Below are 24,595 nucleotides of genomic sequence, written 5' to 3'. Positions count from 1 at the left end.
AAGCCTCCATCCAGACGCCGGTGAGAACGTGTGGCGCGAAACCGAGGTTCCGCCCGGCCGCCTCCCGGCCCTGTCCACAATGTGGGGTGTCCGGGCCGTCCGCGCTACCTGCGACAAAGCGGAACCCAAAGTCATGCTTGACGTTGTCTGCTCACGATCGGCCGAAGGCCGAGAGAATCAGACAAGAGAGGGTCTCGCCATGCTGGGTTGGGCTGTCACATTCCTCGTCGTGGCCCTGGTGGCCGCGCTGTTCGGGTTCGGCGGGATCGCCGGCACGGCGGTCGAGGCCGCCAAGCTCATCTTCTTCGTTGCCGTCGTGCTGTTCGCCATCTCGGCCGTGGTCGGCCTGATGCGGGGCCGCTCGCCGACGCTCTGACGTCGGCTGCGTGACACGGTCGGCCGTTCCCGCCGTCCCTCTTGCCCGCCGTCCCTCTTGGCGAGGGGCGGCGCCTGTCCGCGAAGCCGGGCCGGACCCCAGGCGGTCACGTTTCCGGGGGGGATCGCTGGAGGGGGGCAAGTCCGAGCCGCGCTCGAGCCGGGCGATGAGGTCGACGAAGCGGTCGGGAATGGGCTGCTGCATCAGTTCGTCATACATGGCACGCAGATGCGAGCCGATTCGCCCCTGGACGATGCGGTCGAGGGTGGGCTGCTCGGGCCCGGCGGCGGGATCATCCTCTTCCCGGGGCGCCCGCGGGCCCTGCATCCCCTTGCCTTCGATCATGCCATTCCCCTTCGCCCCTCCTGGACACGCGGACAGGGCGATGCCATGGCGCCCGGCATGCCGGGTCGCGTTGCGGCGACAACGCGCGCCGGCCGAGTCAGTTCCAGCCCGCCCGGAACGAATGCGCCTGCAAGGCGTTGAGGCGTGAGGGCCGACGCGCGCAAACGGCAACACCCAAGGGGACCTGAATGTCGACAGCACAACTCGTGGTGCAGCACCTGCCTTACCTGCGCCGCTACGCGCGCGCCCTGACGGGCAGCCAGGTGGCCGGCGATGCCTACGTGGCCGCGACGCTCGAGACGCTGGTGAACGAGCCCGAGACCCTCGGGCGCAGCACCAACGTGAAGGCCGACCTGTTCCGCGTCTTCACCCGGATCTGGAATTCGCTCTCCGTGAATGGCCAGACCGAGCAGGCGCAGCACGACCTGCCGGCCGAGGTGCGGTTGGGCCAGATCACCCCGCTGCCGCGGCAGGCTTTCCTGCTCTCCTGCCTGGAGGGTTTCTCCGAGGAAGACGCCGCCACCATCCTGGGCGTCGAGGTCTCGGAGGTCCGCGACCTCGTCGACGAGGCCGGCCGCGAGCTGGCCGCCGACATGGCGACCGAGATCCTCATCATCGAGGACGAGCCGTTGATCGCCATGGACCTGGAGGCCCTGGTGGAGGGCTTGGGCCACAACGTCACCGGCGTCGCCCGGACGCGGACCGAGGCGGTCAAGCTCGCGTCGAGCAAGCGCCCCGGCCTGATCCTTGCCGACATCCAGCTCGCCGACGGCTCCTCGGGCCTCGACGCGGTCAACGACCTTCTGAAGTCGTTCGAGGTGCCGGTGATCTTCATCACCGCCTATCCGGAGCGCTTCCTCACCGGCGAACGGCCCGAGCCGGCCTTCCTCATCGCCAAGCCGTTCCAGCCCGCCAACGTCTCGGCGGTGATCAGCCAGGCCCTGTTCTTCCAGCAGAGCGCCCGCCGCCGCGAGGCCCGCGCGAGCGCCTGACACAGGACGGATCGCCACGCGCGATCTGTCGGACGAAGCCCTGGGCCCGCCGTCAGGCGGGTGCCGGGGCTTCGCCGTTTTTCGGACATGCCGGTTTCACCCAGGGCCGCATCCAGGGCGCTTTGCCAGGTGAAGGTGTGCCAGGGTGAAGGTGTGCCAGGTAAGGGGCAGCGGTGACGGACTTTCCCGTCTGGTTCCCCGAAGATTCCTGCCGCTCGTGGGGACAGGCGATCGGCTGCGCGGTCGCCCTCGGCTCCGCTCTCTCCCGCCCGAGCCGGCAGCGTGCGTAATCGACAGGCGGCACAGAGATGCGGCCAGGGTCCGGGGCTGGCGATCGGCTCGGCGTCCCGCCGATGCTTCCGCTAGACTGGGGGTGGTCCCGACAATCGAGGCCCAAATCGAAGCCCACGACAAAAGAACGGGCCGGATCAGGATCCGGCCCGTTGAAAGAGTTTCCGGCCGATGCACAAGGGGAATGCGGGGAGGACCAGGTGGCCGGGTTGCCATATCAACGGGAAACACCGGGATCAGGTTCCGTCTGGCGAGGAAGGGTGTTTCTTTTTTTTGTTGCCTGTGGCGAAATTGCTGCGCTTGTGCCTCGCGGGCGCGGCGCCGGCGCCGGTTAACGACAGGTTGACAGGATCCGCCGCATTCGCCGCATGAACTGTCCCGTTCGGGCACGGAGGCGGGAACGACTTGCCGTGGATATGCGTTAACGAAGCAATCTCAAGCTTCGCCGCGAGGGCCATGCGTATGCTCCGCCCGCACTTCTTCTTCGGCATGACGGTTCCGGCTGCGTTTCTCGCCTTGGTCGGGCCGCCGCTGATCGAGCATTCCGTCGGGGCTGTCGCCCGTCCGGCCGTCGAGCAGGCGGCGGTCAAGGGCGACCGTCTCGCGCCGGTCCGGCCGGCCGCGACGGTGCAGGTCCCGGTGGTGGTCGAGATCACCGGCCTCGGTGCCGCCAAGGTCACCCTGCGCAACGCCGCCGGCGACGTGGTCTACCAGGCCGATGCCGCCCGCAACACGACCCTGGTGGCGCGCGACACCGCGATCCCCCACGTGACCGTGCGCGAGCGTACCGGCACGCCGGTGGCGCAGCGCGATCCGGTCCCCGCCGTGCCGTCGGTGCGGCGGATGCCGGAAGGCTGCGAGGGCGCAATCAGCGGCCTCGCCGGCCACGAGGCCCGCCGCCTGCTGCCGAGCCGTTGTCTGGCCGAGGCCGGCGACGTCCTGCCGGCTGGCCTCGCCCCGACCCCCGTCGCGACGCTCTGACGCCGCCGCACGGCCTCCCCACTCCACCGGGCTCCTCGCCATGATCGATTTGCGCGAATACGAGGTTCCCTCGCCTCAACCGCCGCCGCCGGAGCGCATCCATCGCGACGGTCACGTCGAGCCTGATGCCGACCGGTTTGCCAGCGTGCTTGCCGGCGTCACGGTCGTGCGGCCGGGAGACGACGTGGTCTGCGCCGCCCTGGCGCGGCGCAACCTGGTGGTCACGGCGCGAGCCGTCGCGGCCTGACGGCAAAACGACAACGCGCACCCCGGACGCCATCGCGTCCGGGGTGCGTCGTCGCGTGAGCGTATCCCTGTATCGGCCGCGGCCTCACTCAAACACCATCGTTCACGGCCCATGCTGATGCGCCGGAGGTGAGGCGGGCTCCCTCCGGCGCATGAGCGCGGGTCTGAACGGGTCCTTCGGATGAGCGCGCGCGACGCGGCCCGGTCATCGGGGTGACGGCAGTCGTCCACCCGCTGGGCGTGGGCCGCTCGACGGGATCCCACCGTCACTCGTCGGTGGTGCGGCCGCTGCCCGACGCCTGCCCGCCCTTGCGGCCGGCCGACGAGGCCAGTTCACGATCCTGCGAGAAGGAGCGCTTCTCGGCCGGCACGCTGCGACCGCCCTTGCTGGCGATCTCGCGCTGGCGCTCCAGATCCATGGACGCGAAGCCGCGCTTCGAGGTCGAATTTCCGGTTGCCATGATTGCCTCCTTGGCGGGGTTCTCAATCCCGACAACCTTCAGCGGAAATGATGGTTCCTGCCACGCATGCGGGGGCCGCCGGCCGATGGTCCCGATTCGGGGCAGTACAGGCGGACCGGCCGGAGCGCGGCCGTCTCGCGGTGACTTGAGCTAACATCGCGCCTGCACGGCGAAACTTGGCCGCGTGAACCGCCCGGGTGGAACCGGCTGGGCGGGCCGGCGTTCGCCCCGGACTCCGCGGTGGGGCGGCCTGCGGCTGCCTGCCGCACCCTCGACCATGCCGGAGCAGCCGATGACCAACAAGACCATGGTGAGCCGGGACGCCGCCGCGCAACCGGAGACCGCGCCCGCGCCGAACCGCGCGGCGCTGCCGCCAATGCCCGCCGAGGAGGGCAGCCCGCATCCGACGACGACCGAGGAGCCGGGCGACTCGCCCCAGCCGAACCACCAGTTCGGCGACGCGCCGGCCGGCGGACTGAGCACGCGCAAGACCGATCCCCGCCGGGATTAGACCGGACGCCGCCGCAGCCGGGGGCGGCGGCGGTTTCCAGTCCTGCTCCGTCCCTCTACACAGGCAGGCGGGATCTGAGGCGGCTGGACCATGAGCAGTGGGGCGGACACGGCGGAGCGGACGAGCGGCGTGACTCCGGCGGCGGGCCGCGATCCGGCTGGCGGGCGCGGGGCCCGTGCCCGCCCGGCCGGACAGGATCCGGCGACGGCCGCCGCCTCCCGGCCCGGCAACGACCCGGAAGCGGCCGATGCCTCGGGCGGCCTCGACCGCAGCCTGTTCCGCTACATCTGGCGGCATTCCAAGCGCGACCAGATCCTGATCTGTGGCGTCGTGCTGGCCTCGCTGCCGCTCTACTTCGCCTCCCTCGACCTGCCGCGGCGCATCGTCAACGAGGCGATCCAGGGCCACGCCTTCGAGAAGGGCAACGAGACGGCCAAGTTCCTGGTGCTGCGCTTGCAGATGCCGGACTGGTTCGGCCACGACATTGCGCTGTTCCCAGGCTTCGACGTTGATCGGTTCGAGCTTTTGTTCGGCCTCTCCTCGATGTTCCTGCTCCTGGTGCTGATCAACGGCGCGTTCAAGTACTGGATCAACGTGGCCAAGGGTGCGCTCGGCGAGCGGATGCTGCGGCGCCTGCGGTTCCAGCTGTTCTCGCTGATCATGCGCTTCTCGCCGGAATCGTTGCGCCAGACCAAAGCCTCCGAGGTCGCCACGATCATCCGCGACGAGGTCGAGCCGATCGGCGGCTTCATCGGCGACGCCTACATCCTGCCGGCCTTCCTGGGCACCCAGGCGGCCACCGCGATGACCTTCATCCTGCTCCAGAACGTCTGGCTCGGGCTGCTCGCCGCCGGGGTGGTGGGGATCCAGTTCGTGGTGATCCCGCGCCTGCGGCGCGAGCTGTTGCGCCTCGGGCGCCAGCGCCAGCTCGCCTCGCGCCGCCTCGCCGGCCGGGTCGGCGAGGTGGTGGACGGCATCGCGGCGGTGCATTCCAACGGGGCCGAAGCCTGGGAGCGGGCCGAGATCGGCCACCGCCTCGGCGGGTTGTTCGACCTGCGCCTGCGCATCTACCAGCGCAAGTTCATGGTCAAGTTCCTGAACAATCTGCTCGCCCAGATGACGCCGTTCCTGTTCTACTGCATCGGCGGCTACTTCGCCCTGAAGGGCCAGCTCAGCATCGGCCAGCTCGTCGCGGTGATCGCCGCCTATCGCGACCTGCCGCCGCCCTTGAAGGAGCTGATCGACTGGGACCAGCAGCGGCTCGACGTGCAGGTGAAGTACGAGCAGGTCTTGCAGCAATTCCTGCCCGAGCGGCTGATCGGGCTCGACGCGCCCGGACGCGACGAGTCCCTGTGCGGGCGCCTCGCCGCCGAGGGCCTCGGCGTCCAGGAGCCGCACGGGCCGGTCCTGGCCAACGTCTCCCTGTCCCTCCCCCTGCCGGCGCTGATCGGCATCGTCAGCGACGGCGGCCCGGCAGCCTCGACCTTCGCCGAGGTGCTGGCGCGGCTCGCGGTGCCGACCTCGGGGCGACTCACCCTGGACGACCGCGACCTCGCCGAATGGTCCGGCGCGGCGCTCACCCGGCGCATCGCCTATGCGGGGGTCGATCCGATCCTGTTCCCAGGCTCGCTGCGCGACAACATCGTGTACGGCCTCAACCGCCGCCCGCCCGATGCCGCCCTCGTCACGGACGCCAAGGCGCTCGCCGAGGCCCGCCGCACCGGCAACCCGGTCGCGCCGTTCCCGGCCGACTGGATCGACTACGAACAGGCCGGCGTCACGGACGCCGCCGCCCTCGACGCCCTGATCCTCGACTGGCTCACCCGCATCGGCATGGGCGAGGAGGTCTACCGCTTCGGTCTCCTCGGCCAGGTCGATCCCGAGCGCCACCCGGAGCTGGCCGCGCGGCTGATCGAGGCGCGGATCGCCTTCCGCGAGCGCCTGGCGGCGCAGGGGCGGGCGCATCTCGTCGAGCCGTTCGACCCCGCCCGCTACAACCGCCAGGCGACGGTGGCCGAGAACCTGCTGTTCGGCGTGCCGACCACCACGGCGCTCACCGGCCGGGCGCTGGCCGAGCATGCGGTGGTGCGCCTGGTGCTCGACCGCACCGGGCTCGCCGACGAGCTCGTCACCATGGGCGAGCGCATCGCCGCCACGATGCTGGAGATCTTCCAGGGTCTGCCGAGCGGGCATCCGCTCTTCGAGCAATTCTCGTTCCTCTCCGCCGACGAACTGCCGGAATACGAGGCGATCCTCGCCCGCCGCACCGCCACCGAGGCGTCGGCCGCGCGCCATGGCGGCGGCACGCTCGACCGGGTGCGGCGGCGCTGGATCGGGCTCGGACGCTACGGCTCGGCCGACGCGACCCGGCTCATCGCCCTGCCGCTCGCCTATATCGAGCCTCGCCATCGCCTCGGCCTGATCGACGATGCGTTTCGCGGACGGCTCGTCGAGGCGCGGGCGCAGCTGCGCGCCGCTCTCGACGAGGCCGGGATGGGGGGCGTCGATTTCTACGACCCCGATCGCGTCTGCGCCGCCGCGCCCTTACGTGACAACCTGCTGTTCGGCCGCATCAACCAGTCGGTCGCCGATGCCGTCGAGACCGTGACGGCGACCGGCACCGCCCTCGTGCAGGAGATGCAGCTCGCCCCCGCCATCACCCGGGTCGGGCTCGACCATCAGGTCGGCCCGGAGGGACGCTTCCTGTCGAGCGTCCAGCGGGCGGTGGTGAGCCTGGTGCGGGCCCTGATCCGCCGGCCGGACCTGCTCGTCCTCGACGGAGCGCTGTCGCCGATGGGCGAGACCCGCGCCCGCACGGTGCTGGGCCTGCTGCTGGAGCGGTTCGGCCGCGAGAACAGCCTCGTGGTGGTGCTGCCGAACGACCGCCTGGCCGACCGGTTCCAGCTGGTGCTGCGGGCTGCCGGCACGCAGATCCACGGACCGGAGAGTCAGGAGCCGGAGACCCCCGCGACACCGGCGGCGTCCCCCGGAGAGATGAGGGCGGGGGCTGGCGCTGCGGCGCCGGCTGCGGCACTCTCCGGGCGCGCCGGGGACGAGACGGGGTCAGTGCGCGTCGAGCAGGATGTGAAGGCATGACGCTTGAGACCGAAGTGCAGTCGCTGCGCAAGGTGCCGATGTTCCGCGAGGTGGACCCGGCCCGCCTGAAGCTGCTCGCCTTCACCAGCGAGCGGGTGCATTTCGCCGATGGCCAGCGCTTCTTCGACCGGGGCGATGCGGCGGATGCCGCCTACCTGATCCTGGACGGCGAGGCGGCCGTCACCCTGGACGGGCCGCAGGGGCCGATCCGCCTGGCCTTGCTCGGCGCCAATGCCCTCGTGGGCGAGATGGGCATCCTGGCCGACCAGCCGCGCTCCGCCACCGTGACCGCGGTGGTGCCGACGACGGCGCTCCGCATCGACCGGCGGGTCTTCCTCGAACTTCTGAGCCAGTTTCCGCAGATCGCCATCGCGGTGATGCGCGAACTCGCCCACCGCCTCGAGATGACCAACCAGCAGCTCGCCCAGGTCCGGACCGGCTGAGACCGACCTTCAACGAGGCGGGCCCGGACAAGAGGCGCGCCCGACGATACGGGGGACACGCCATGGATCTCGCCGCCGGCCTGAAGGGCCGCCACGTCCTCGTCACGGGGGCTTCGAGCGGCCTCGGCGACCATTTCGCCCGCCTCTGCGCCAGGTGCGGTGCTGCCGTCACGGTGGCGGCGCGGCGCAAGGAGAAGCTCGACGCCCTGGTGCAGGATTTGCGCGACGCCGGAGCGCCTGAGGCCCGCGCCGTCGCCCTCGACGTCGCCGACCCGGATTCGGTGACGGCCGCCTTCGCCAGCCTGCACGCCCTGCCGGACGTGGTGGTCAACAATGCCGGCATCGCCGAGGGCGGGGCGGCGATCGACGTCGACATCGCCACCTTCGACCGGGTGATCGACACCAACCTGCGCGGCGTCTGGGCGGTCTCGACCAATGCCGCCCGTGCCTGGCGCGATGCCGGCCGCGGCGGCGTCATCGTCAACGTCGCGTCGATCCTCGGGCTCAGGGTCGCCGGCGGGGTCGGGCCCTACACGGTGTCGAAGGCGGGCGTGGTGCAAATGACCCAGGCGCTCGGCCTCGAATGGGCCCGCTACGGCATCCGGGTCAACGCGCTCGCCCCGGGCTATATCGGCACCGACATCAATCGCGACTTCTTCGAGACGCCCCCCGGCCAGGCGATGCTCAAGCGCATCCCGATGCGGCGCCTCGGCCGCCCGGAGGATCTGGATGGGGCGTTCCTGCTGCTGGCCGGCGATGCGTCGGGGTGGATGACGGGGGCGACTGTGCCGGTCGACGGGGGGCATCTGGTGTCGGGGTTGTGAGAGGGATTTCCGGAAGCGTTCTTTCAGGGACCTTTTCGCTTAGAGCATTTTCCGACCAAGCGGACACCGATTGGTCGCAGAAAATGCGGCAAAATCAAAGACTAGAATACTCCACGATTACAACGTGATCGGGCAGTGACCTAGATCGAAACGAGATGACTTCTGACGAAGGTCTGCTTCCGACCCTTGCGACATCACGCTCGGGTGTCGGAAAACAGGTATTTCCCGATCCAAGATGGCCAGCGGGGCATGTTGGCTGGCGCCTGACGGGTGCCTCATGGGTCTGCATCCGACCCTTTGCAGACCTAGTAACCAGCTAATCGAAAGGTCCGCTTCGGATGGAGAAGCGGACCACGTCGGGGCGGCTACGACATTCCCCTCCGATGACGTCCGCGCGTCGCAGGGGCGTCCAGGGTCTACGCCGGCAGGAGGCCCGAGGCGCGGTAGGTCGCGATAAGGGCATCGAACTCCGAGACGTCCGAGCGGCTCCGCGCGTAGAGCTGGGCGCCGGATACCGCGGCGAAGATGGCCCGGGCCCGCGCCTCGCCGTCCTCAGGTTTCACCGCCCCGGCCATCACCAGCACCTTGGCGAGCCAGGCGACGTTGACGTCGGCGAAGCCCTGCGCCTCCCGCTGCACGGCCTCGGGCAGGTTGGCGTATTCCGCCGACATGAAGCTGCACAGGCAGAGCCTGTTCCCGTCCTCGAGCGACCGGCGGAAGGTGGTGGGGTAGAGCCGCAGGCATTCCAGCGGGTCGCCGGTGTCGGCCAGCATCGCGTCGAGTTCGGCCGCGATGTCCTCCCAGTAACGCCGCGCCACGGCCGCGCCGAGATCCGCCTTGCTGGCGAAGTGGTGGTAGATGCTCGCCGCCTTGATGCCGACCTCGGCGGCGAGGTCGCGGTAGCTCAAGCCCCCGTAGCCATGGGCCTGCGCGGTCTTCCGGGCTGCGGCCAGGATCGTCTCCTTCGCGTTCGAACTCACTCCCACCTCCGGTCAACGCAAAAAACTAACGACTGTTAGTTAGGGGTTGACGGCCTAAAAATCCAGATCTAACTCTCTTCTGCCTAACGACAGGTAGGGGAATTGCCATGACCCATGACATCATCTTCTCGGACGCCACCAGCCTCGCCGCGCTGATCCGGACCAAGCAGCTCTCGCCCGTCGAGGTCGTACGGGCTCACCTCGACCGCATCGAGGCCGTCGACCCTCACGTCAACGCGATCGTCACCGTCGCCGAGGGGGCGTCGGTCGCCGCGAAACGGGCCGAAGCGGCGGTGATGGCGGGCGAGGAACTCGGGCCGCTGCACGGCGTGCCCTTCACGGTGAAGGACTCGATCGACACCGCAGGCGTCATGACCCAGCGCGGGTCGCCCATCTTCAAGGGCCGCACCCCCGACGCCGACGCGACCAGCGTCGGCCGCCTGAAGAAGGCCGGCGGCATCCTGCTCGCCAAGACCAACCTTCCCGAGTTCTCCTACTGGATCGAGAGCGATAACCTGCTTTCCGGGCGCTCGAACAACCCGTGGGACCTCGACCGCACCCCGGGCGGCTCGAGCGGCGGCGAGTCGGCAGCCATCGCGGCCGGCATGTCGCCGCTGGGCCTGGGCACCGATCTCGCCATCTCGGTGCGCGGTCCAGCCGCGCAGACCGGCATCGTCTCGCTGAAGGCGACCCATGGGCGCGTCCCGATGACCGGCATCTGGCCGCGCGCACCACGCCGCTTCTGGCACGTCGGCCCGATGGCGCGCTCGATCCGCGACCTCGCGCTCGCCTTCTCGCAACTCGCTGGCCCCGACGGCGAGGACGCCTTCGCGACCAGCACCGTCCCGTTCGACGCCGGCGTCACGGCGGACCGCAAGTTCCGCGTCGGCTGGATGGTCGGGCCGGGCTTCGGGCCCGTCGACATCGAGGTCGCCGCAACCGTGCGGGACGCGGCCGGGGCCCTCAGGGGCGAAGGGCATCACGTGGAGGAGGTGCGGATCCCGGCGCTGGAGCGCGACTTCGCCCTCGACGTGTTCAACAAGCTCCACGTCATGGAGATGAAGCCGGCCTTCCGCGCGGCGACTGCGGGACACGAAGAGCAGATGTACAAGATGACCAAGACCATGTTGTCGCTGCCGGACACGTCGATGGATGATTACCTCGCGGCCGAGCAGGCAGCGGAGCGGCTGCGGGACGGTTACGCGGCCTACTTCCGGGACTACGACGTCCTCCTGACCCCCGTGCTGCCGGTGCCGGCGCACAAGCACGGCATCAAGGAACTCGTCGTCAACGGCGAGACCGTCGACCTGACCTACCTCCAGGGCGCGACGGTGCCGCTCAACGTGACCGGCCTGCCCGGGCTAACGATGCGCTTCGGGACGAGCCACGAGGGGCTGCCGATCAACGTGCAACTGGTGGGAAGCTGGCAGGCGGAAACCACGCTCCTGAACGCCGCTATGGTGCTGGAGCGCGTGAGCCCGGTTCGCGACCTGCACCCGAGCCTCTGAGACGGCCGAGACTTGCCGGGATGCGCGCCGCGGTTCGGAGCCACGTCTCGTACTGCGTCCGCTGCGCGCCATTACCCGCGCCAATCGCAGGTGCCTGGCAAGAAGCGGTCACTGTGGGAGCGTCCGACTAAGGTCCGGAATTAGCACGATCCGGCCGCTCAGCATTCATCCGGCGGGCCGCCGCTTCCCACCTCATGCGGTCATTCCACGTGTCAGGTTCGGCTGTACGGAAACCATGTCTTTGCCGACAGGAGCCGCTCCGATCCGACAGCGCGCCAACCGCCGCCGTGGAACTTGTGCGATAACCCCTGTCGGATTGGCAATCTGTACGGAAACCTGGCGTGAGAGGTTTTCCGCACATGACGGTCGTGGACATGCGGCTGTCAGCCGACAATTTCCACCCGTGGCAGTCCGTTGCACTGTCACGCTGACCGAGCGAGGACCGGATCCTGCGGGGCGTGACGAGATACGTCCTCATGCCTGAAGCGATCGCGCCGTGATCGCCATTCGCAAGAGCTTGAAAATCAGAAACTCCCTTCACACCACCGGATAGGTGATGAACTCCAGCAGCGACCCGTCCGGATCCCGGAAATAGACGCTGATCCCCTCGCCCACGGCCCCATGCCGCGGCACCGGCCCCAGCTCGACCGGGACGCCGTGCTGCTCCAGGTGGACGATCGCCTCCTCGATCGGGCCGTGCCAGCGGAAGCAGAGGTCGCTGTTGCCGGGCATCACCGGGATCCGGGCCCGGGGCTCGCCGATCTGGCCCGGGCCGTGGCAGTTCAGCTGCACGCCGCCGAAGCGATAGGCGACGCCCTGCCCGGCCGGGATCACCTCCGCGCCGAGGATGTCGCGGTAGAAGGCGGTGGAGCGCTCCCAGTCCGAGACGTGGATGACGCAGTGGTCGAGGTGGATCGCCGGACGGACGACCGTCTCCGGGAGCGTACCGACGAGGTCGGGAAGGGTCTCGGTGTCCGGCATCAGGGCCTCCGGGCGTTCAGCCCGTAACGTAGCGCCGTGGCGGCGGCGATGAACAGAGGCGGGGCGAGACATGTCGTCTCGCCGTCCGGCGCCGGGGCGCGATCCGGTCAGGCCCGCCAGAACGGTTTCAGGCTTTCCGCCCGCACCTCATCGGGATCGAGGCCGGTATCCCGCATCTGCGCGGGGCTCAGGTCGGCGAGCACCCGGCGGTCCCGGGCGCGCCGCCACCACAGGCGCAGGAGAGAGGAGAGGGGCGGGCGTGGGCCGGCGGCGGAGCCGGAGAGAGGCAGCGAGACAGCGGGCATGACGGTCGATCCGAACAGGGGGAGGCAGTCCGGCCGGGATTGCGCCGCCAGGATTGTACCGATACGAAGGTCGGAGCAATCGAAACATTGTGCTCGGAGCAATGATGGCCGCACGCGATTACCGGGGGATCGCCGATGCGGTGGCGGCGGAGATCGCCGAGGGGCGGCTGCGGCCGGGCGAGCGGCTGCCGCCGCAGCGCGACTTCGCCTATGCCCGCGGCATTGCCGTCTCGACCGCGAGCCGGGTCTATGCCGAACTGGCCCGGCGCGGCCTCGTCCTCGGCGAGGTCGGGCGCGGCACCTATATCCGCTCCGATCTCGGTGCCCCCGACCCGATCCGGCCGGAACCGCCGCCGGCGGCCCTCGATCTCCAGCGCACCATGTCGCGCCTGCCCGAGCAGGAGGCGCTGTTCGCCGAGACCCTGGCGGGGCTCGGGCGCGGGGCGGTCGAGGCGGCGCTGACCCTCTACGGCCCGGCCGGCACGCCGCAGGCGCGGATGGTCGCCGCGCGCTTCCTCGCCCGCGACGGCTTTTCCCCCGATCCCGACGGGATCCTGTTCACCGGCAATGGCCGCCAGGGGCTCGCCGCCGCCCTGGCGACGCTCGCCCCGCCGGGGGAGCGCATCGGCTGCGAGCCGCTGACCTATCCGGTGGTCAAGGGCATCGCGGCGCGGCTCGGCATCGCCCTGGTGCCGCTCGCCGTCGACGGCGAGGGCGTGCGGCCCGACGCCATCCTCCAGGCCCACCGCGCCGCGCCGCTGAGCGGGCTCTACCTGCAACCGACGTTGCAGAACCCGCTCGGGCTGACGATGGGCCCCCGGCGCCGGGCGGAGATCGCCGCTCTCCTGGTGCAGACCGGGCTCACCCTGGTGGAGGATGCCGTCTACGGCTTCCTGCGCGAGATGGCGCCGATCGCCGCCCTGGTGCCCGCGCACACGATCCTGGTCGACAGCCTGTCGAAGCGGGTCATGCCGGGCCTGACCGTCGGGATGATCGTGAGCCCGCCCGAAATGGCGGACCGCCTCGCGGCCTCGGTGCGCCAGGGCGGATGGAGCGCGATGGGCGTCGCGCTCGCCGCGGGCACGCGCTGGATGGAGGACGGGTCCGCCGCTCGGCTCGCCCGCGCCAAGCGGACCGACGCGGCCGAGCGGCAGGCGATCGCCCGGGCCTGCCTCACGGGCCTGCTGGTGACCGGCGATGACGCCGCCTATCACCTCTGGCTCACCCTGCCGGAAACGTGGCGGGCCGAAGCCTATGCGGCGGCGGCCCTGCGGCGGGGCATCGCGCTCATTCCGGCCTCGTCCTTCGCGGTGAGCCCGGGCCACGCCCCGAACGCCGTCCGGCTCGCCCTCGCCACGCCGGCACGGGCCGATCTCGCGCGGGCCCTCGAGGCCCTGCGCCGCCTCGCCCTCACCGGCGACGATCAGGTGGTCGAGTAGACTTTCCGTCCCGGCGGCCCGTCACTGCGCGAGCCGCACCGGCTGGTCCTTCGACGGGCCGACGCCGGACGGCACCGGCACGGTCGAGGAATTGTAGTTGGCGTTGATCATCAGGTTGGCGCTGCCCATCGTGCGCAGCGTGCGCGCCACCACCACCGTCCAGGGCGACTGGTCGGCGACCTTGTTGCCGAACCCGGCCACGGTCAGGCTCGCGTTCGGCAGATAGATCGTGCCGACGATCTTGCGGGCGTTGCTGGTCGAGATGGCGAAATCGCCATAATAGTCACGGTCCGTGATGATGGCGAAGCCCGCATAGGGCCCGCTCTTGCGGCCCTCGATCTCCAGCTTGGACATGCCGATGACCTGGGCCGAGATCAGGCCCTTAAAGATCATCACGACATCGGTGCCGGTGATGACGGAGTTTCCCAGGACGTTAAGATACGGGCCCAAGAAGTAATGATCGCCGGGCAGGAGCACGATCGTCGTGAAGCCGAGCAGGCTGAGCTCGCCACAATGAACGCCGGGATTGAGGTAGATGGTGCCGCTGCCGATGTTGATCGAGAGCGGAGTGTCGCACAGGAGCGGCACGTCGATCCGCATTTTGGCGAAGGGATCCGCCATCGGTGGGGCGTCCGTGACCGGGGCCGGCCGCACGGGGCCGGTGGCGCTGCCCACGGCGCGCACCTCGCCGGCCCAAAGACTGGTGCTGGGGGCCGCCGTCAGGTTGGCGTTGCTCTGGACGAGGCAGTCATTGGCGGTGATTGCGGAGTTGTTGTCCAGGTCGATGGCGGTCGGGGTGACGAGGCGGGTGGGCTCCTGCGAGGCGAGGACGCAGAGCGGCTTACGCGCCGTCCGGACCGCCGTCGCCTTGGCCTCGATGGTCCAGCCGCCCGGCGGCAGCATGTTGCGGAAGAACGAGGCGCGGTGACCCTTCTGCACCACCGTGACGGTGCGCGCCGCCGAGTCGATCGCGACGGCCGACGTGATCGTCCAACGCTTGCGCAGCGGCTCGGCCTCCCCGTCGGCATAGAGGCGGACCCGCTCCGCCGTGGCGGCGGATTGGTCGACGCCGAACTCGCCGGCACCACGGATCGCCGCAGCGTCGACATAGCCCTGGAGCTTTGCGCGGGCGAGCGTCACTTCCGTCATCTCGGCGACGCCAACCGCCGCCATCGCGAGGATCGGCAGGAGCAGGCTCAGCACGACGATGACCGACCCGCCTCGGCTCTGCCGGAAGCGATCGAGGTGCGGAGCAAGGGGCGAGCGGGGATTCATTGTCGCGATGAGCGGCACCCAAGGGTGTGGCCCGGGGAAAACCGTCATCCACGGTTGTTTCCACACGCGACCACGCCAGCCTGACTCAGTGATACCAGACGAGTCCCGAACGAAAACCTAACGTCATTGCTCAGTCGAGCTGGTGTCGCAAGAACGGCAACTTTCCAGTGTATCATAGGTGAATGTGCCCGGCGCGGCCGACCTGTCCCGCGCCGGGCGCGTCGTGCCTCAGCCGGTCACGTCATGCTCGATCGCCCCGAAGATCGAGTGCCCGCCGGCATCCTTCATCTCGACCCGAAGGCGATCGCCGGCCGCCAGATAGGGCGTGCGGACCCAGCCGCCGGTCAGGGCCTCGGCGGCCCGGGCCTCGGCCAGGCAGGCATAGCCGGCCCCGCCCTCGGCCTTGGGGCGGCCCGGGCCGCCATCGATGCCGCGGTTCGAGACCGGCCCGGCACTGACGATCGTGCCGGCGCCCAGGGCGCGGTGCCGCGCCGCCTCCGCCACCAGGGCGAGGAGGCTCCGGCCCAGATCGGCGCCGGCATCGGGGCAGCCGAGGGGCTTGCCGTTGCGGCTCACCAGCAGCGGGCGATGCACGGCGCCGTCCCGCCACGCCTGACCCAGCTCGTCGGGGGTCACCACCACGGGCGCGAGGCTTGCGGCCAGAGCCGGCGCCTCGGCTCCGTCGAGGTCGAGCCCGTCCGGCCGCAGGCGGTCGTGACGGATCACCTCCGCCACCAGCGTCACCAGCCGGATGGCCTCCCCGGCGGCGGTCGCGTCGGCACCCCGCGGCAGGTCGCCGGTGATCACCGCGAGGCCCGCCGAGAGGTCGAGGGAGGCCGCCGGGTCGTCGAGCCCCAGCGGGTCGCGCGGCCCGAGGAACCCGTCGGAGGCGGCCGGCGTCAGCGCCCCCGCCTCGCCGGCCGGCGCCTCGGCGCCCGCAGCCTGGCGCAGCAGCGCCGGGTGGCTTGGCCAGGCCGCGGCGTGCCGGCGGGCATAGGCCCGCGGCAGGGGGGCGGCGCAATCGTGCTCGTGGAAGCGGAACGACGGCACCGAGCCGTGATCGAGCTGCTCGGCCAGGGCACTGAGCGCGGGGGCGTGCCGCTCCCACTCGTCGAGGGCCTGTTGCAGGGTCGGCACCACGATGAAGGCGTCGGTGGCGCGGGTCAGGTCGCGCGAGACCACGACGAGGCGGCCGTCGCGGCCGTGCTTGAGGCTGGCGAGCTTCATTCGGCGTCCCTCCTGTCGCCCGATCGAGCGGGCATCCAGACCTGCCGGCACGGCAGGCTGGCGGCCCGGTTCATCGGGCACGTTGCGCCATCATGGACCGCCCCGGCCGCGGAGGCTACGGCCGAGACGGCGGGATCGCTTCCTCGCGTCAGATCGTGCGCGTCAGATGGTGCCGTGGACGAGGCCGTGGATGAAGCCGAGCTTGCCGATCACCGGCGGGGCCAGCACGAAGGGATAGAGGTCGCCCTGGCCCATCGCGCGGTTGACGCTGTTCAGCGCAAAGACGAAGGGCAGCCAGGCCGCCATGATCTGCTCGATGCCCTCTGCTGCATAAGGGTCGAAGTCGATCCGCGCGGCGAGCTCGCCGCCCGCGTCGAGGAGCGGGTGGACCTGCATGCCGAAGGCGCTCGCCATCTCGAGCGTATCGACGATGTGCAGGTAATGCGCCCAGGTCTCGGCGAAATCCTCCCACGGATGGGTGGTGGCATAGGCCGAGACGAAGTTCTCCTGCCAGTCGGCCGGCGTGCCCTGCTCGTAATGGCGCTTCAGTGCCGCGTCGTAATCCTGCGAATCGTCGCCGAACACCGCCCGGCAGGCGTCGAGCCGGCCGGCATCGCGGACCAGGAGGTCCCAGTAATGGTGGCCGACCTCATGGCGAAAATGCCCGAGCAGGGTGCGGTAGGGCTCGCCCATCTCGCGCCGGCGCTTCTCGCGCTCAGCGTCGTCCGCCTCCACCAGCGCGATGGTGATGACGCCGTTGTCGTGGCCCGTCATCACCTTCGGACCCTGGTTCTCCGGCGGGTCGGCCAGGAAATGGAAGATCAGCCCGTGCTCGGGATCCTCGGCCCGGGTCTGGAGCGGCAGGTTCCAGCGCAGGAGGCTGTAGATCAGCCGGTGCTTGGCGAACTCCATCTCGCGCCATCGGGCGAGGTGTTGCGGGTTCGAGACGTCGGGGATCGTGCCATTGTGGCGGCAGGCGAGGCAGAAGGCGTCGTCCGAGCCCGGCGGCACCAGCCAGTTGCAGGCGTCGTGCACCGCATTGGCGCAGAACCGGCTCGGCCGGTCGGGGGCGGCGAGCGGCGTCCAGTCCTCGCCCCCGGCCGGTTCCAGCGCCGAGAGCAATCCGGTCTCCGGCAGGTAGGCCAGGCGGTGTCCGCAGCGCTGGCAGCTCCGGTTCTCGAAATACAGGATGTTGCCGCAGGACTGGCACTGGAACAGTTTCATCGGGATCTCCACCGGGCGCGCCGCCCGCCGCACGGTGCAACGAACGTGCAAGGTGCCGGGTGGTTGCGAGGTCGTCTCGCCCGGAGGCGCATCGGGGCTCACGTTCCGAATCCGCTGTCTGTGCCCTCCGTGTCCGCGCTCGACGGTCGGTGCCCCTCGCCAAGCGAATGCCTGCCGCCCTGCATGAAGGCAGGTGGAACGTAGAAGGTTGTGACCGACAAAGGCCGCCTGTCGAGACAGGTGAAGTGTCGGCTCCTTGCGATGCGGTCCCTGGCAGCCTTGCCGACCGTCGATGTCCAGGCGTCCGTCGCCCTCAAGGACGCCTGACGTGAACGAGGCGTCGCCCGGATCATGAACGCGAGTGGACAGGGAACGGCAACGTCGTCGTCCAGGTCGTCCATTCGGCGGCCGGTTCGTGCAGGAGCGACCGGGCATGATCGCATCCGGCCTCAGCCGATCATCGCCGGCACGGCGGGTCATCGGGACGTCGGGCACCACGGCGACCACCCATGTGTCCCACGCCCTCACACCCCGCCGGCGAAATCCCCTATCACCGGACGTGCCAACCGAACCGGGCCGTCAGATGCCCACGCGAGAGGAGATGCCGATGGCGATGAACGGGGCCGAGAGCCTGGTCCGCACCCTGGTGGCGGGGGGCGTCGAGGTGTGCTTCACCAATCCGGGCACCTCGGAGATGCACTTCGTCGCCGCCCTCGACCGCGTCGAGGGGATGCGGGCGGTGCTGTGCCTGTTCGAGGGCGGCGCTACGGGAGCGGCCGACGGCTATGCCCGCATGGCCGACAAGCCGGCCTCGACGCTGCTGCATCTCGGGCCCGGCCTCGGCAACGGCATCGCCAACCTGCACAACGCGCGCCGCGCCCGCTCGCCCCTCGTCAACATCGTGGGCGAGCACGCCACCTATCACCGCGCCTTCGACGCGCCGCTCACCTCCGACATCGAGGGGCTGGCCGGCCCGGTCTCGGCCTGGCTCCGCACCGGGATGAGCGCCAAGGCGGTGGCGGCGGACGGGGCCGACGCGATCGTCGCGGCCCGCACGGCGCCCGGCGGCGTCGCCACCCTGATCCTGCCCGCCGACACGGCCTGGGAGGAGGGCTCCGGCATCGCCCCCCTGCCGCCGATCCCGGAGCGGCCGCTTGCGAGCGACGAGGCCATCGCCCATGCGGTCGCGGCGCTCCGCAGCGGCGAGCCGGTGCTGCTGCATCTCGGTGACCGGGCGGTCAGGGGCGAGGGCCGGCGCATCGCGGCCCGCATCGCGGACAAAACCGGGGCCAAGCTGCTGGCCATGACCTCGAACGCCCGCATCGACCGCGGCGCCGGCACGGTGCCGATCGAGCGCCTGCCCTATCCGGTCGATCCCGCCCGCGAGGTGCTGGCCCCCTACAGGCATGTGATTCTGGTCGGCGCGACCCTGCCGGTGGCATTCTTCGCCTATCCGGGCAAGCCGAGCGCGCTCGCAGCCCCCACCTGCGACGTCTTCGCCCTCGCCACGCCCGAGCAGGACCAGATCGATGCCCTCGCGCGCCTCGCCGAGGCGATCGGCGCTCCGGCCGAGGCGCCGTTGCCGCCGCTCGCCCGTCCCGATCTGCCGACCGCCGGCGCCCTCGACCAGGATGCGATTGGCCGCGTGCTCGGGGCATTGATCCCCGAAGGCGCGATCGTCTGCGACGAGTCGGTCACGACGGGGCGCAACTTCTTCGTCTCCACCCATGCGGCGGCGCCCCATACCTGGCTCCAGCTCACCGGCGGCGCGATCGGGCTCGGCATCCCGATGGCGACCGGCGCCGCGGTGGCCTGCCCGGACCGCAAGGTGATCTCGCTCCAGGCCGATGGCAGCGCCCTCTACACCGCCCAGGCGCTCTGGACTCAGGCCCGCGAGCGCCTCGACGTGGTGACGCTGATCTGGGCGAACCGCTCCTACGCGATCCTGCGCCACGAACTGACGAATGTCGGCGCCAATCCCGGCCGCAAGGCCATCGACATGCTGACCCTCGACGACCCGCCGATCGACTGGGTGAGCCTGTCGCGCGGCTACGGCGTCGAGGCGCGCCGGGTCGAGACCCTGGCCCAGCTCGTCGACACCCTGACGGGAGCGCTGTCGCGGCGCGGCCCGTTCCTGATCGAGGTGGCTCTGGGATAGCAACGCGGCCCGGTCGTCCGAATTTTCGGCCGTGCATGCGCCGATTCGTCAGGGAGCCGGCTGACTTTAACCGTCCGGAAGATGTCGAGGGTCTACCAGGAGACGGTTCGGAATCGGGTCGAGCGGGATGAGCGGGAACGCGAAAGGCGACGGCACCCAGGGGCTGCTGCACCGCTGGCGTGCCGCCCGGGCCGCCGCCCGGGGTCTGCCGACCTACGAGGATCTGGTCCTCGGCAATCTCGGCCGCATGGCGAGCCGCGCCGCCCTGGTGGGGGGGCCCGCCGGGCATCTCCGCCTGCTGTGGGTCGGCGAGGCATTCGAGGCTTGGCTTGGCCTCGCGGGGGCGGGCGTTGCTCTCGACGACCTGCCGGGCGGGCTCGCGCAGTCCCTGCGCGAGGTCGTCGGTGACGCGCTCACCATCGGCGAGCCGGTCCGGGCGCCCTGCGCCCGGGTGTCGGGCGGCGTCGCCTACACCACCGGGATGCTCGGCCTGCCCCTGGCGACGCGGGGCCGCGAGCGCCTGGTTCTCCTGTGCCTCGCCGACGAGGCCGCGCGGACGAACCTCCTCAAGACCCTGTTCCGCTCGACCCGGCAGGGCATGGTGGCGGCGGCGGCCCTGCGCGACGCGACGGGCGCCGTGCACGATTTCCGGATCCTCGCTCTGAACGCCGCCGCGGCCGCCATGCTGCGCGCCACCGTCGAGACGGCGCAGTGGCAGCGCCTGACCACGCTGCTGCCGCATCTGCGGGGTTCGGCCACCCTGGCTCGCCTGGTGTCGGCCCTCGACGGCACGACCGGCAGTTTCGAGGGCTCCTATCCGCGACCTGACGGGAGCCTGCTGCACCTGCGCGTCGAGATCGCGGCCATCGGCGAATTGCTCGGCGTCACCCTGACCGATATCGGCGACCTGAAGGCGCGGGAGGCCTCGGCCCGCCTGCTGTTCGAGCACAATCCGGTGCCGATGTGGCTCTCCGACGAGACCGGGGCGGTGCTGGCGGTGAACGATGCCGCCACCGGCCATTACGGCTTCCCGCGCGAGGATTTCCTGACCCTCACCGCGAGCGACCTGCTGGCCGGCGGCGGGCCGGCCCCGGGGGGCTCCGGCCCATCCCAGCGCCACCGCCGCCGCGACGGCAGCCTGATCGACGTCGAGGTGTTTTCCGGCACGATCCCGTTCGAGGGCGTGACCGCCACCCTGACCGCCTGCGTCGACGTCACCGAGCAGCGCCGGGCCGAGCAGCGCATCGCCCACATGGCCCATCACGACGCCCTGACCGGGTTGCCGAACCGCGTGCTGTTTCACCGGCGGCTCGCCGCGGCGGCGGCGGCCGGCACGGGCCTGCTCTGCCTCGACCTCGACCATTTCAAGCTCGTCAACGACACCCTCGGCCACCCGGCCGGCGACGCGCTGCTGCGCGAGGTCGCCGAGCGCCTGCGCGCCTGCCTGGGCGCCGACGGGCTGGTGGCCCGGCTCGGCGGCGACGAGTTCGCGATTCTCAGCCCTGCGGGGCGAGACGGGCTCCTCCGTCTCGCCGACCGGATCATCGCCGCCCTCGGCCGGCCCTTCGCGCTCGCGGGCCAGGACGTGACCATCGGGGTCAGCATCGGCATCGCGCTCGCGCCCGAGCACGGCGACGATCCCGACGGGCTCCTGCGCAAGGCCGATACCGCGCTCTACGCCGCCAAGGCCGACGGGCGCCGCACCCGGCGCCTGTTCGAGCCCGCCATGGACGCGGCCCTGCAAAGCCGCCGGGCCCTCGAGTGCGACCTGCGCGCGGCGATCGCCGCGGAGGCGCTGGAGGTCTATTACCAGCCCCTCGTCGCCACGGGCGATCTCGCCGTCACGGGCTGCGAGGCGCTGCTGCGCTGGCGCCATCCGGAGCGGGGCTTCGTCTCGCCGGGCGCGTTCATCCCGGTCGCCGAGGAGACCGGGCTGATCGCCCCCCTGGGCGAGTGGGTGCTGCGGCAGGCGTGCCGCGAGGCCGCCGGCTGGCCCGGGGCGGTGCGGGTCGCCGTCAACCTCTCGCCGGCGCAGTTCCGCACCCCCGACCTCGTCGGCACCGTGGCCCGGGCGCTCGCCGAATCCGGCCTCGCCCCCTCCCGGCTCGAACTCGAGATCACCGAGCAGGTGATGCTGGAGGAGAGCATCGCCAACGTGGCGGTGCTGCACCGGCTACGCGCCCTTGGGGTCCGCATCGCCATCGACGATTTCGGCACCGGCTACGCCTCGCTGAGCTACCTTCAGGCGTTCCCGTTCGACAAGATCAAGATCGACCGCTCCTTCACCGCCGCGCTCGGCCGCGAGGCCACGGCGGGGGCGATCGTGCAGGCGGTGATCGGGCTCGGCGCCAGCCTCGGCATCACTACCCTGGCGGAGGGCGTCGAGACCAAGGCACAGCTTGCCGCCCTGCGCCGGAGCGGCTGCGGCGAGGTCCAGGGCTTCCTGTTCAGCCGGCCGGTGCCGGCGGCCGAGATCCGCCGGCTGGTCGCCGCCGCCGCGATGCCCTGGATGGCGGCGGCCTGATCGCGGCCGCCGGGTTTCGCCGGCGTTGAGGCCGGGAGGACACACCCTGCGCGGCCGGGAGCGGCTAGGCATGGAACGAATTCCTTGCCCGAAAGGTCGCGCCCGCATGCTCCCGCGCCGTCTCGTCCTCGCCTTCCTGGCCGGGCTGCCGCTCGCGGCCTGCAACGCCCGCGGACCCGCCCCGGTGGCGGCCGTGGACCCGGCGGCGGTCGGTCCGGACGCCGCCTGGTACATCGGCAGCATGCCCGACCAGCCCTACGACGTGCCGCTGGTCGACCGCAGCCGGATGGACCCGAAATACCGGCGCCAGACCGTCGCCTATACGGGCCTGGAGAAGCCCGGCACCGTCGTGGTCGATATCGACGAGCGCATGCTCTACCTCGTCCAGGACGGCGGCCAGGCGCTCCGCTACGGCGTCGGCGTCGGCAAGCTCGGCTTCTCGTGGAAGGGCACCGCCACGGTCGGCCGCAAGGGCGTCTGGCCCGATTGGGGGCCGACCGCCAAGATGGTCAGCCTCAACCCCGACCTGCCGCGCTCGCGCAAGGGCGGCGTCGACAACCCGCTCGGGGCCCGCGCCCTCTACCTCTACCAGGGCGGCCGCGACATCCTGTTCCGCATCCACGGCACCAACGAGCCCTGGAGCATCGGCGAGCAGATGTCCTCGGGCTGCGTCCGCATGCTCAACGAGGACGTGGTCGACCTCTACAACCGGGTGCCGGTGGGCACGACCGTGCTGGTGAAGCGCAACGGAAAGTACCGGGTGTAGGGTCGAGCGCCGTCGGGAGCCGTGCATGAATCCTCCCCTTCTGCGAAGGAGGGTGGACCCTGCGTCAGCAGGGGCCGGGAGAGGAGGGAGCGCAACGCTGTTCGAGGGTGGCGCCTTTCAAAATCGGTTCAGTCCATTCAGGAAGCGTGGTTCCCCTCTCCCGCCCCAGCACGAGTGCTTCGCACTCGCCGTGGGGCACCCTCCCCCGCAGAGGGGAGGGGTCGGCGGGTGGGTGTCCTCACACCGGCGGGTGCATCCAGAACTGGGCGATCAGCGCCGCGCCCAGGAACGTGCCGGCATTGGCCATGAACGACACCACCACGATGCGCCAGCCGAGGCGGCGGAAGGCCGAAAAATCCTTGGCGAGCGACAGGCCCGCGAAGGCGAGGATCGGAGTGGCGAGCGCCAGGAAGTTGATCCGGCCCGTCGCCGCCGCGATGTCGGTCGAGAATGGCGTGCCCGGATAGGTGAGCGCCATGCCGATCAGCGAGACCCACACCACCGCCGGCAGCCGCCGGCCGGCGAGGCGGTAGAGGACCTCACCCACGACCACCGCGCCGACGATGATCGCGGCGCCGGTCAGCACCTGCCCGTCGATCGCCGTGCCGTAGGTGAGCCGGTTGCCGATGAGCCCGAACGCCGCCGTGGCGAGCCAGATCAGCACCAGGGCGGGCAGGCCGAAGGCCGGCGCGGCATGGGCCACCACCGCCTCGGACGGCGCCGTCGCGGTCTCCGTCCGGCCGCGGCCGCGGCCCAGGATCGGCTCCAGCACGCCGTAGGCCCAGACCGTGAAGGGCAGGGACAGGAACAGGGTGAAGTAGGTGCCGATGGTGGTGGTGATGAGGTTGCTCGCCGCCGCGAAGGTGGCGACCTCCTTGGCCATCTCGGGCGTCTGCTGCGCCGCGATGGCGCCGGCCGCCGCCGCCATCATGCTGCCCGATCCGACCCCGGCCCCCATGGCGAGCGCCAGCGGGTTGAAGATCCCGAGGCTGGCGATCAGGCCGGCCAGCAGGGCGATGAACACCGCCCCGAACACCGTGCCGGTGAGGTATTCGGCGAGGACGCCGCGCCCCTCGGGCGAAGCCATGCCGTAGCGCTCGCCGATGATGGCGAGGCTCGGTTCGCGCCCGACCGAGAAGGTGGCGCCGATCGCCTCGCGCTTGAGGCCGAGCAGGAGGGCCACGGGCAGGCCGAACACCATCGTGCCGAAGAAGTGGCCGAATTCCTGGAAGGCGAGGGCCCAGCCGGCACCGAGGATCTTCGGCAGCGAGCCGCCGACCAGGAGCCCGAGCTTGGCGACGAAGAGCAGCAGCGCCGGTTGCAGGATCGCGCCGGCGGCGTGCTGGAGCGCGACCGGCAGCCGGAGGGCGCGCGGCAGGCGCGGCGCCGCGAGGCCGAGGCCGCCGCCCATCAGCAGGGCCCAGAGCAGGGGCAGGAGGACGATCTTGCCGTGGCCGAGCGGAATGGCGACGTTGCCGATCGCCTCCGCCAGGGTCACCACCACGAGGGCGAGCAGGAACAGGATCACGATGCCGGCGCGGCCGGCAGAGGGCACGGGTGGGGGCACGGGTGGGGTTGCGGGTGGGGTCACGGGCGCGACGGCGGGGCTGCCGGTCGCCAGGGTGGCGCTCGTCATCGATGG

General features: G+C 70.9%; 22 protein-coding genes and 1 pseudogene. 13 read left to right on the top strand and 10 right to left on the bottom strand.

Features of this window, described 5'->3' with window-relative positions:
* Nucleotides 1-199 precede the first annotated feature (199 nt).
* The gene (locus VP06_RS35430) at nt 200-376 is read left to right on the top strand and encodes a DUF1328 domain-containing protein (RefSeq protein ID WP_048429091.1); all 177 of its coding nucleotides are present in this window, start codon (nt 200-202) and stop codon (nt 374-376) included.
* A gap of 159 nt (nt 377-535) precedes the next feature.
* On the opposite strand, the pseudogene VP06_RS37400 reads toward VP06_RS35430, so the two are convergent.
* Nucleotides 536-703 (bottom strand): annotated as a pseudogene (locus VP06_RS37400) (NepR family anti-sigma factor); the annotation flags it as partial.
* 206 nt (nt 704-909) lie between these two features.
* Between VP06_RS37400 and VP06_RS28095 the strand changes: the two are divergent.
* Nucleotides 910-1,713, top strand: a complete 804-nt coding sequence (locus tag VP06_RS28095) for a response regulator (protein ID WP_048467103.1) — start codon at nt 910-912, stop codon at nt 1,711-1,713.
* Between the two features lie 527 nt (nt 1,714-2,240).
* Here the strand turns inward: VP06_RS28095 and VP06_RS36765 are convergent.
* Complete coding sequence (locus VP06_RS36765; protein ID WP_156295817.1) at nt 2,241-2,462, bottom strand: hypothetical protein; 222 nt, start codon at nt 2,460-2,462, stop codon at nt 2,241-2,243.
* Here VP06_RS36765 and VP06_RS28090 point away from each other — a divergent pair.
* Both VP06_RS28090 and VP06_RS28085 read left to right on the top strand, forming a co-directional pair.
* Complete coding sequence (locus VP06_RS28090) at nt 2,461-2,985, top strand: hypothetical protein (RefSeq protein ID WP_245291345.1); 525 nt, start codon at nt 2,461-2,463, stop codon at nt 2,983-2,985. The two genes, VP06_RS36765 and VP06_RS28090, sit on opposite strands and share 2 nt — an antisense overlap.
* Before the next feature lie 40 nt (nt 2,986-3,025).
* Complete coding sequence (locus tag VP06_RS28085; RefSeq protein ID WP_048467101.1) at nt 3,026-3,232, top strand: hypothetical protein; 207 nt, start codon at nt 3,026-3,028, stop codon at nt 3,230-3,232.
* A gap of 265 nt (nt 3,233-3,497) precedes the next feature.
* Here the strand turns inward: VP06_RS28085 and VP06_RS28080 are convergent, their stop codons facing one another.
* Nucleotides 3,498-3,692, bottom strand: a complete 195-nt coding sequence (locus VP06_RS28080) for a con-10 family general stress protein (protein WP_048467100.1) — start codon at nt 3,690-3,692, stop codon at nt 3,498-3,500.
* Nucleotides 3,693-3,984: 292 nt separating this feature from the next.
* Here VP06_RS28080 and VP06_RS28075 point away from each other — a divergent pair, with 292 nt between their 5' ends.
* From VP06_RS28075 to VP06_RS28060, 4 genes are all read left to right on the top strand, one after another.
* Nucleotides 3,985-4,203, top strand: a complete 219-nt coding sequence (locus VP06_RS28075; RefSeq protein WP_048467099.1) for a hypothetical protein — start codon at nt 3,985-3,987, stop codon at nt 4,201-4,203.
* 90 nt (nt 4,204-4,293) lie between these two features.
* The gene (locus tag VP06_RS28070; RefSeq protein WP_082167669.1) at nt 4,294-7,299 is read left to right on the top strand and encodes an ABC transporter ATP-binding protein/permease; all 3,006 of its coding nucleotides are present in this window, start codon (nt 4,294-4,296) and stop codon (nt 7,297-7,299) included.
* Nucleotides 7,296-7,742, top strand: coding sequence for a Crp/Fnr family transcriptional regulator (locus VP06_RS28065; protein ID WP_048467098.1), 447 nt, complete (start codon nt 7,296-7,298; stop codon nt 7,740-7,742). Before VP06_RS28070 ends, VP06_RS28065 begins: the two co-directional genes overlap by 4 nt.
* 62 nt (nt 7,743-7,804) lie before the next feature.
* Entirely contained in the window at nt 7,805-8,566 is a 762-nt protein-coding gene (locus tag VP06_RS28060; protein ID WP_048467097.1) for an SDR family NAD(P)-dependent oxidoreductase, read from the top strand.
* A gap of 416 nt (nt 8,567-8,982) precedes the next feature.
* Here the strand turns inward: VP06_RS28060 and VP06_RS28055 are convergent, their stop codons facing one another.
* A complete protein-coding gene (locus VP06_RS28055) occupies nt 8,983-9,546 on the bottom strand; it encodes a TetR/AcrR family transcriptional regulator (protein ID WP_048467096.1) in 564 nt (187 codons plus the stop codon).
* A 107-nt stretch (nt 9,547-9,653) separates the two neighbouring features.
* Here VP06_RS28055 and VP06_RS28050 point away from each other — a divergent pair, with 107 nt between their 5' ends.
* Nucleotides 9,654-11,054, top strand: a complete 1,401-nt coding sequence (locus VP06_RS28050) for an amidase (protein ID WP_048467095.1) — start codon at nt 9,654-9,656, stop codon at nt 11,052-11,054.
* A gap of 537 nt (nt 11,055-11,591) precedes the next feature.
* Here VP06_RS28050 and VP06_RS28045 read toward each other — a convergent pair.
* Nucleotides 11,592-12,035: a VOC family protein gene (locus tag VP06_RS28045; RefSeq protein ID WP_048467094.1), complete on the bottom strand. Its 444-nt coding sequence runs from the start codon at nt 12,033-12,035 to the stop codon at nt 11,592-11,594.
* Nucleotides 12,036-12,142: 107 nt separating this feature from the next.
* Nucleotides 12,143-12,340 (bottom strand): DUF1127 domain-containing protein, encoded by a 198-nt coding sequence (locus VP06_RS28040; RefSeq protein WP_048467093.1) that lies wholly within the window; start codon nt 12,338-12,340, stop codon nt 12,143-12,145.
* A gap of 104 nt (nt 12,341-12,444) precedes the next feature.
* Between VP06_RS28040 and VP06_RS28035 the strand changes: the two genes are divergently transcribed.
* On the top strand, nt 12,445-13,779 hold the full coding sequence (locus tag VP06_RS28035; protein ID WP_048467115.1) for an aminotransferase-like domain-containing protein: 1,335 nt from the start codon (nt 12,445-12,447) through the stop codon (nt 13,777-13,779).
* Nucleotides 13,780-13,800: 21 nt separating this feature from the next.
* On the opposite strand, the gene VP06_RS28030 is transcribed toward VP06_RS28035, so the two are convergent.
* The 3 genes from VP06_RS28030 to VP06_RS28020 all read right to left on the bottom strand — a co-directional run bounded on the left by VP06_RS28030 (nt 13,801) and on the right by VP06_RS28020 (nt 17,505).
* The gene (locus tag VP06_RS28030; RefSeq protein WP_280950251.1) at nt 13,801-15,054 is read right to left on the bottom strand and encodes a TadE/TadG family type IV pilus assembly protein; all 1,254 of its coding nucleotides are present in this window, start codon (nt 15,052-15,054) and stop codon (nt 13,801-13,803) included.
* Between the two features lie 228 nt (nt 15,055-15,282).
* Nucleotides 15,283-16,281: a fumarylacetoacetate hydrolase family protein gene (locus tag VP06_RS28025; RefSeq protein WP_048467091.1), complete on the bottom strand. Its 999-nt coding sequence runs from the start codon at nt 16,279-16,281 to the stop codon at nt 15,283-15,285.
* Nucleotides 16,282-16,443: 162 nt separating this feature from the next.
* Entirely contained in the window at nt 16,444-17,505 is a 1,062-nt protein-coding gene (locus VP06_RS28020) for a zinc-binding metallopeptidase family protein (RefSeq protein ID WP_048467090.1), read from the bottom strand.
* 607 nt (nt 17,506-18,112) lie between these two features.
* Here VP06_RS28020 and VP06_RS28010 point away from each other — a divergent pair.
* From VP06_RS28010 to VP06_RS28000, 3 genes are all read left to right on the top strand, one after another.
* The gene (locus tag VP06_RS28010) at nt 18,113-19,663 is read left to right on the top strand and encodes an acetolactate synthase large subunit (RefSeq protein ID WP_048467088.1); all 1,551 of its coding nucleotides are present in this window, start codon (nt 18,113-18,115) and stop codon (nt 19,661-19,663) included.
* 127 nt (nt 19,664-19,790) lie between these two features.
* Nucleotides 19,791-22,187 carry a putative bifunctional diguanylate cyclase/phosphodiesterase gene (locus VP06_RS28005; RefSeq protein ID WP_082167667.1) on the top strand — a complete coding sequence of 799 codons (2,397 nt, stop codon included), beginning with the start codon at nt 19,791-19,793 and terminating at the stop codon, nt 22,185-22,187.
* Nucleotides 22,188-22,293: 106 nt separating this feature from the next.
* Nucleotides 22,294-22,953: a L,D-transpeptidase gene (locus VP06_RS28000; RefSeq protein ID WP_048467087.1), complete on the top strand. Its 660-nt coding sequence runs from the start codon at nt 22,294-22,296 to the stop codon at nt 22,951-22,953.
* Nucleotides 22,954-23,191: 238 nt separating this feature from the next.
* Here the strand turns inward: VP06_RS28000 and VP06_RS27995 are convergent, their stop codons facing one another.
* A complete protein-coding gene (locus tag VP06_RS27995; protein WP_082167666.1) occupies nt 23,192-24,589 on the bottom strand; it encodes a DUF3100 domain-containing protein in 1,398 nt (465 codons plus the stop codon).
* Between the last annotated feature and the right edge of the window lie 6 nt (nt 24,590-24,595).

Origin of the sequence: Methylobacterium aquaticum (genome assembly GCF_001043915.1) — a bacterium.
Lineage (GTDB): Bacteria > Pseudomonadota > Alphaproteobacteria > Rhizobiales > Beijerinckiaceae > Methylobacterium > Methylobacterium aquaticum.
The sequence above is the reverse complement of the archived record's forward strand: the minus strand, read 5'-3'. Positions and strand labels throughout refer to the sequence as shown.

Bases quoted from the DNA above. Each gene is read 5' to 3' on its own strand.
- VP06_RS28005 (WP_082167667.1), top strand. From the start codon at position 19,791: ATGAGCGGGAACGCGAAAGGCGACGGCACCCAGGGGCTGCTGCACCGC.
- VP06_RS28070 (WP_082167669.1), top strand. From the start codon at position 4,294: ATGAGCAGTGGGGCGGACACGGCGGAGCGGACGAGCGGCGTGACTCCG.
- VP06_RS35430 (WP_048429091.1), top strand. From the start codon at position 200: ATGCTGGGTTGGGCTGTCACATTCCTCGTCGTGGCCCTGGTGGCCGCG.
- VP06_RS28050 (WP_048467095.1), top strand. From the start codon at position 9,654: ATGACCCATGACATCATCTTCTCGGACGCCACCAGCCTCGCCGCGCTG.
- VP06_RS28040 (WP_048467093.1), bottom strand. From the start codon at position 12,340: ATGCCCGCTGTCTCGCTGCCTCTCTCCGGCTCCGCCGCCGGCCCACGC.
- VP06_RS28035 (WP_048467115.1), top strand. From the start codon at position 12,445: ATGGCCGCACGCGATTACCGGGGGATCGCCGATGCGGTGGCGGCGGAG.
- VP06_RS28030 (WP_280950251.1), bottom strand. From the start codon at position 15,054: ATGAATCCCCGCTCGCCCCTTGCTCCGCACCTCGATCGCTTCCGGCAG.
- VP06_RS28020 (WP_048467090.1), bottom strand. From the start codon at position 17,505: ATGAAACTGTTCCAGTGCCAGTCCTGCGGCAACATCCTGTATTTCGAG.
- VP06_RS28000 (WP_048467087.1), top strand. From the start codon at position 22,294: ATGCTCCCGCGCCGTCTCGTCCTCGCCTTCCTGGCCGGGCTGCCGCTC.
- VP06_RS28045 (WP_048467094.1), bottom strand. From the start codon at position 12,035: ATGCCGGACACCGAGACCCTTCCCGACCTCGTCGGTACGCTCCCGGAG.
- VP06_RS28060 (WP_048467097.1), top strand. From the start codon at position 7,805: ATGGATCTCGCCGCCGGCCTGAAGGGCCGCCACGTCCTCGTCACGGGG.
- VP06_RS28025 (WP_048467091.1), bottom strand. From the start codon at position 16,281: ATGAAGCTCGCCAGCCTCAAGCACGGCCGCGACGGCCGCCTCGTCGTG.
- VP06_RS28075 (WP_048467099.1), top strand. From the start codon at position 3,985: ATGACCAACAAGACCATGGTGAGCCGGGACGCCGCCGCGCAACCGGAG.
- VP06_RS36765 (WP_156295817.1), bottom strand. From the start codon at position 2,462: ATGGCCCTCGCGGCGAAGCTTGAGATTGCTTCGTTAACGCATATCCAC.
- VP06_RS27995 (WP_082167666.1), bottom strand. From the start codon at position 24,589: ATGACGAGCGCCACCCTGGCGACCGGCAGCCCCGCCGTCGCGCCCGTG.
- VP06_RS28095 (WP_048467103.1), top strand. From the start codon at position 910: ATGTCGACAGCACAACTCGTGGTGCAGCACCTGCCTTACCTGCGCCGC.
- VP06_RS28065 (WP_048467098.1), top strand. From the start codon at position 7,296: ATGACGCTTGAGACCGAAGTGCAGTCGCTGCGCAAGGTGCCGATGTTC.
- VP06_RS28085 (WP_048467101.1), top strand. From the start codon at position 3,026: ATGATCGATTTGCGCGAATACGAGGTTCCCTCGCCTCAACCGCCGCCG.
- VP06_RS28090 (WP_245291345.1), top strand. From the start codon at position 2,461: ATGCGTATGCTCCGCCCGCACTTCTTCTTCGGCATGACGGTTCCGGCT.
- VP06_RS28080 (WP_048467100.1), bottom strand. From the start codon at position 3,692: ATGGCAACCGGAAATTCGACCTCGAAGCGCGGCTTCGCGTCCATGGAT.
- VP06_RS28010 (WP_048467088.1), top strand. From the start codon at position 18,113: ATGGCGATGAACGGGGCCGAGAGCCTGGTCCGCACCCTGGTGGCGGGG.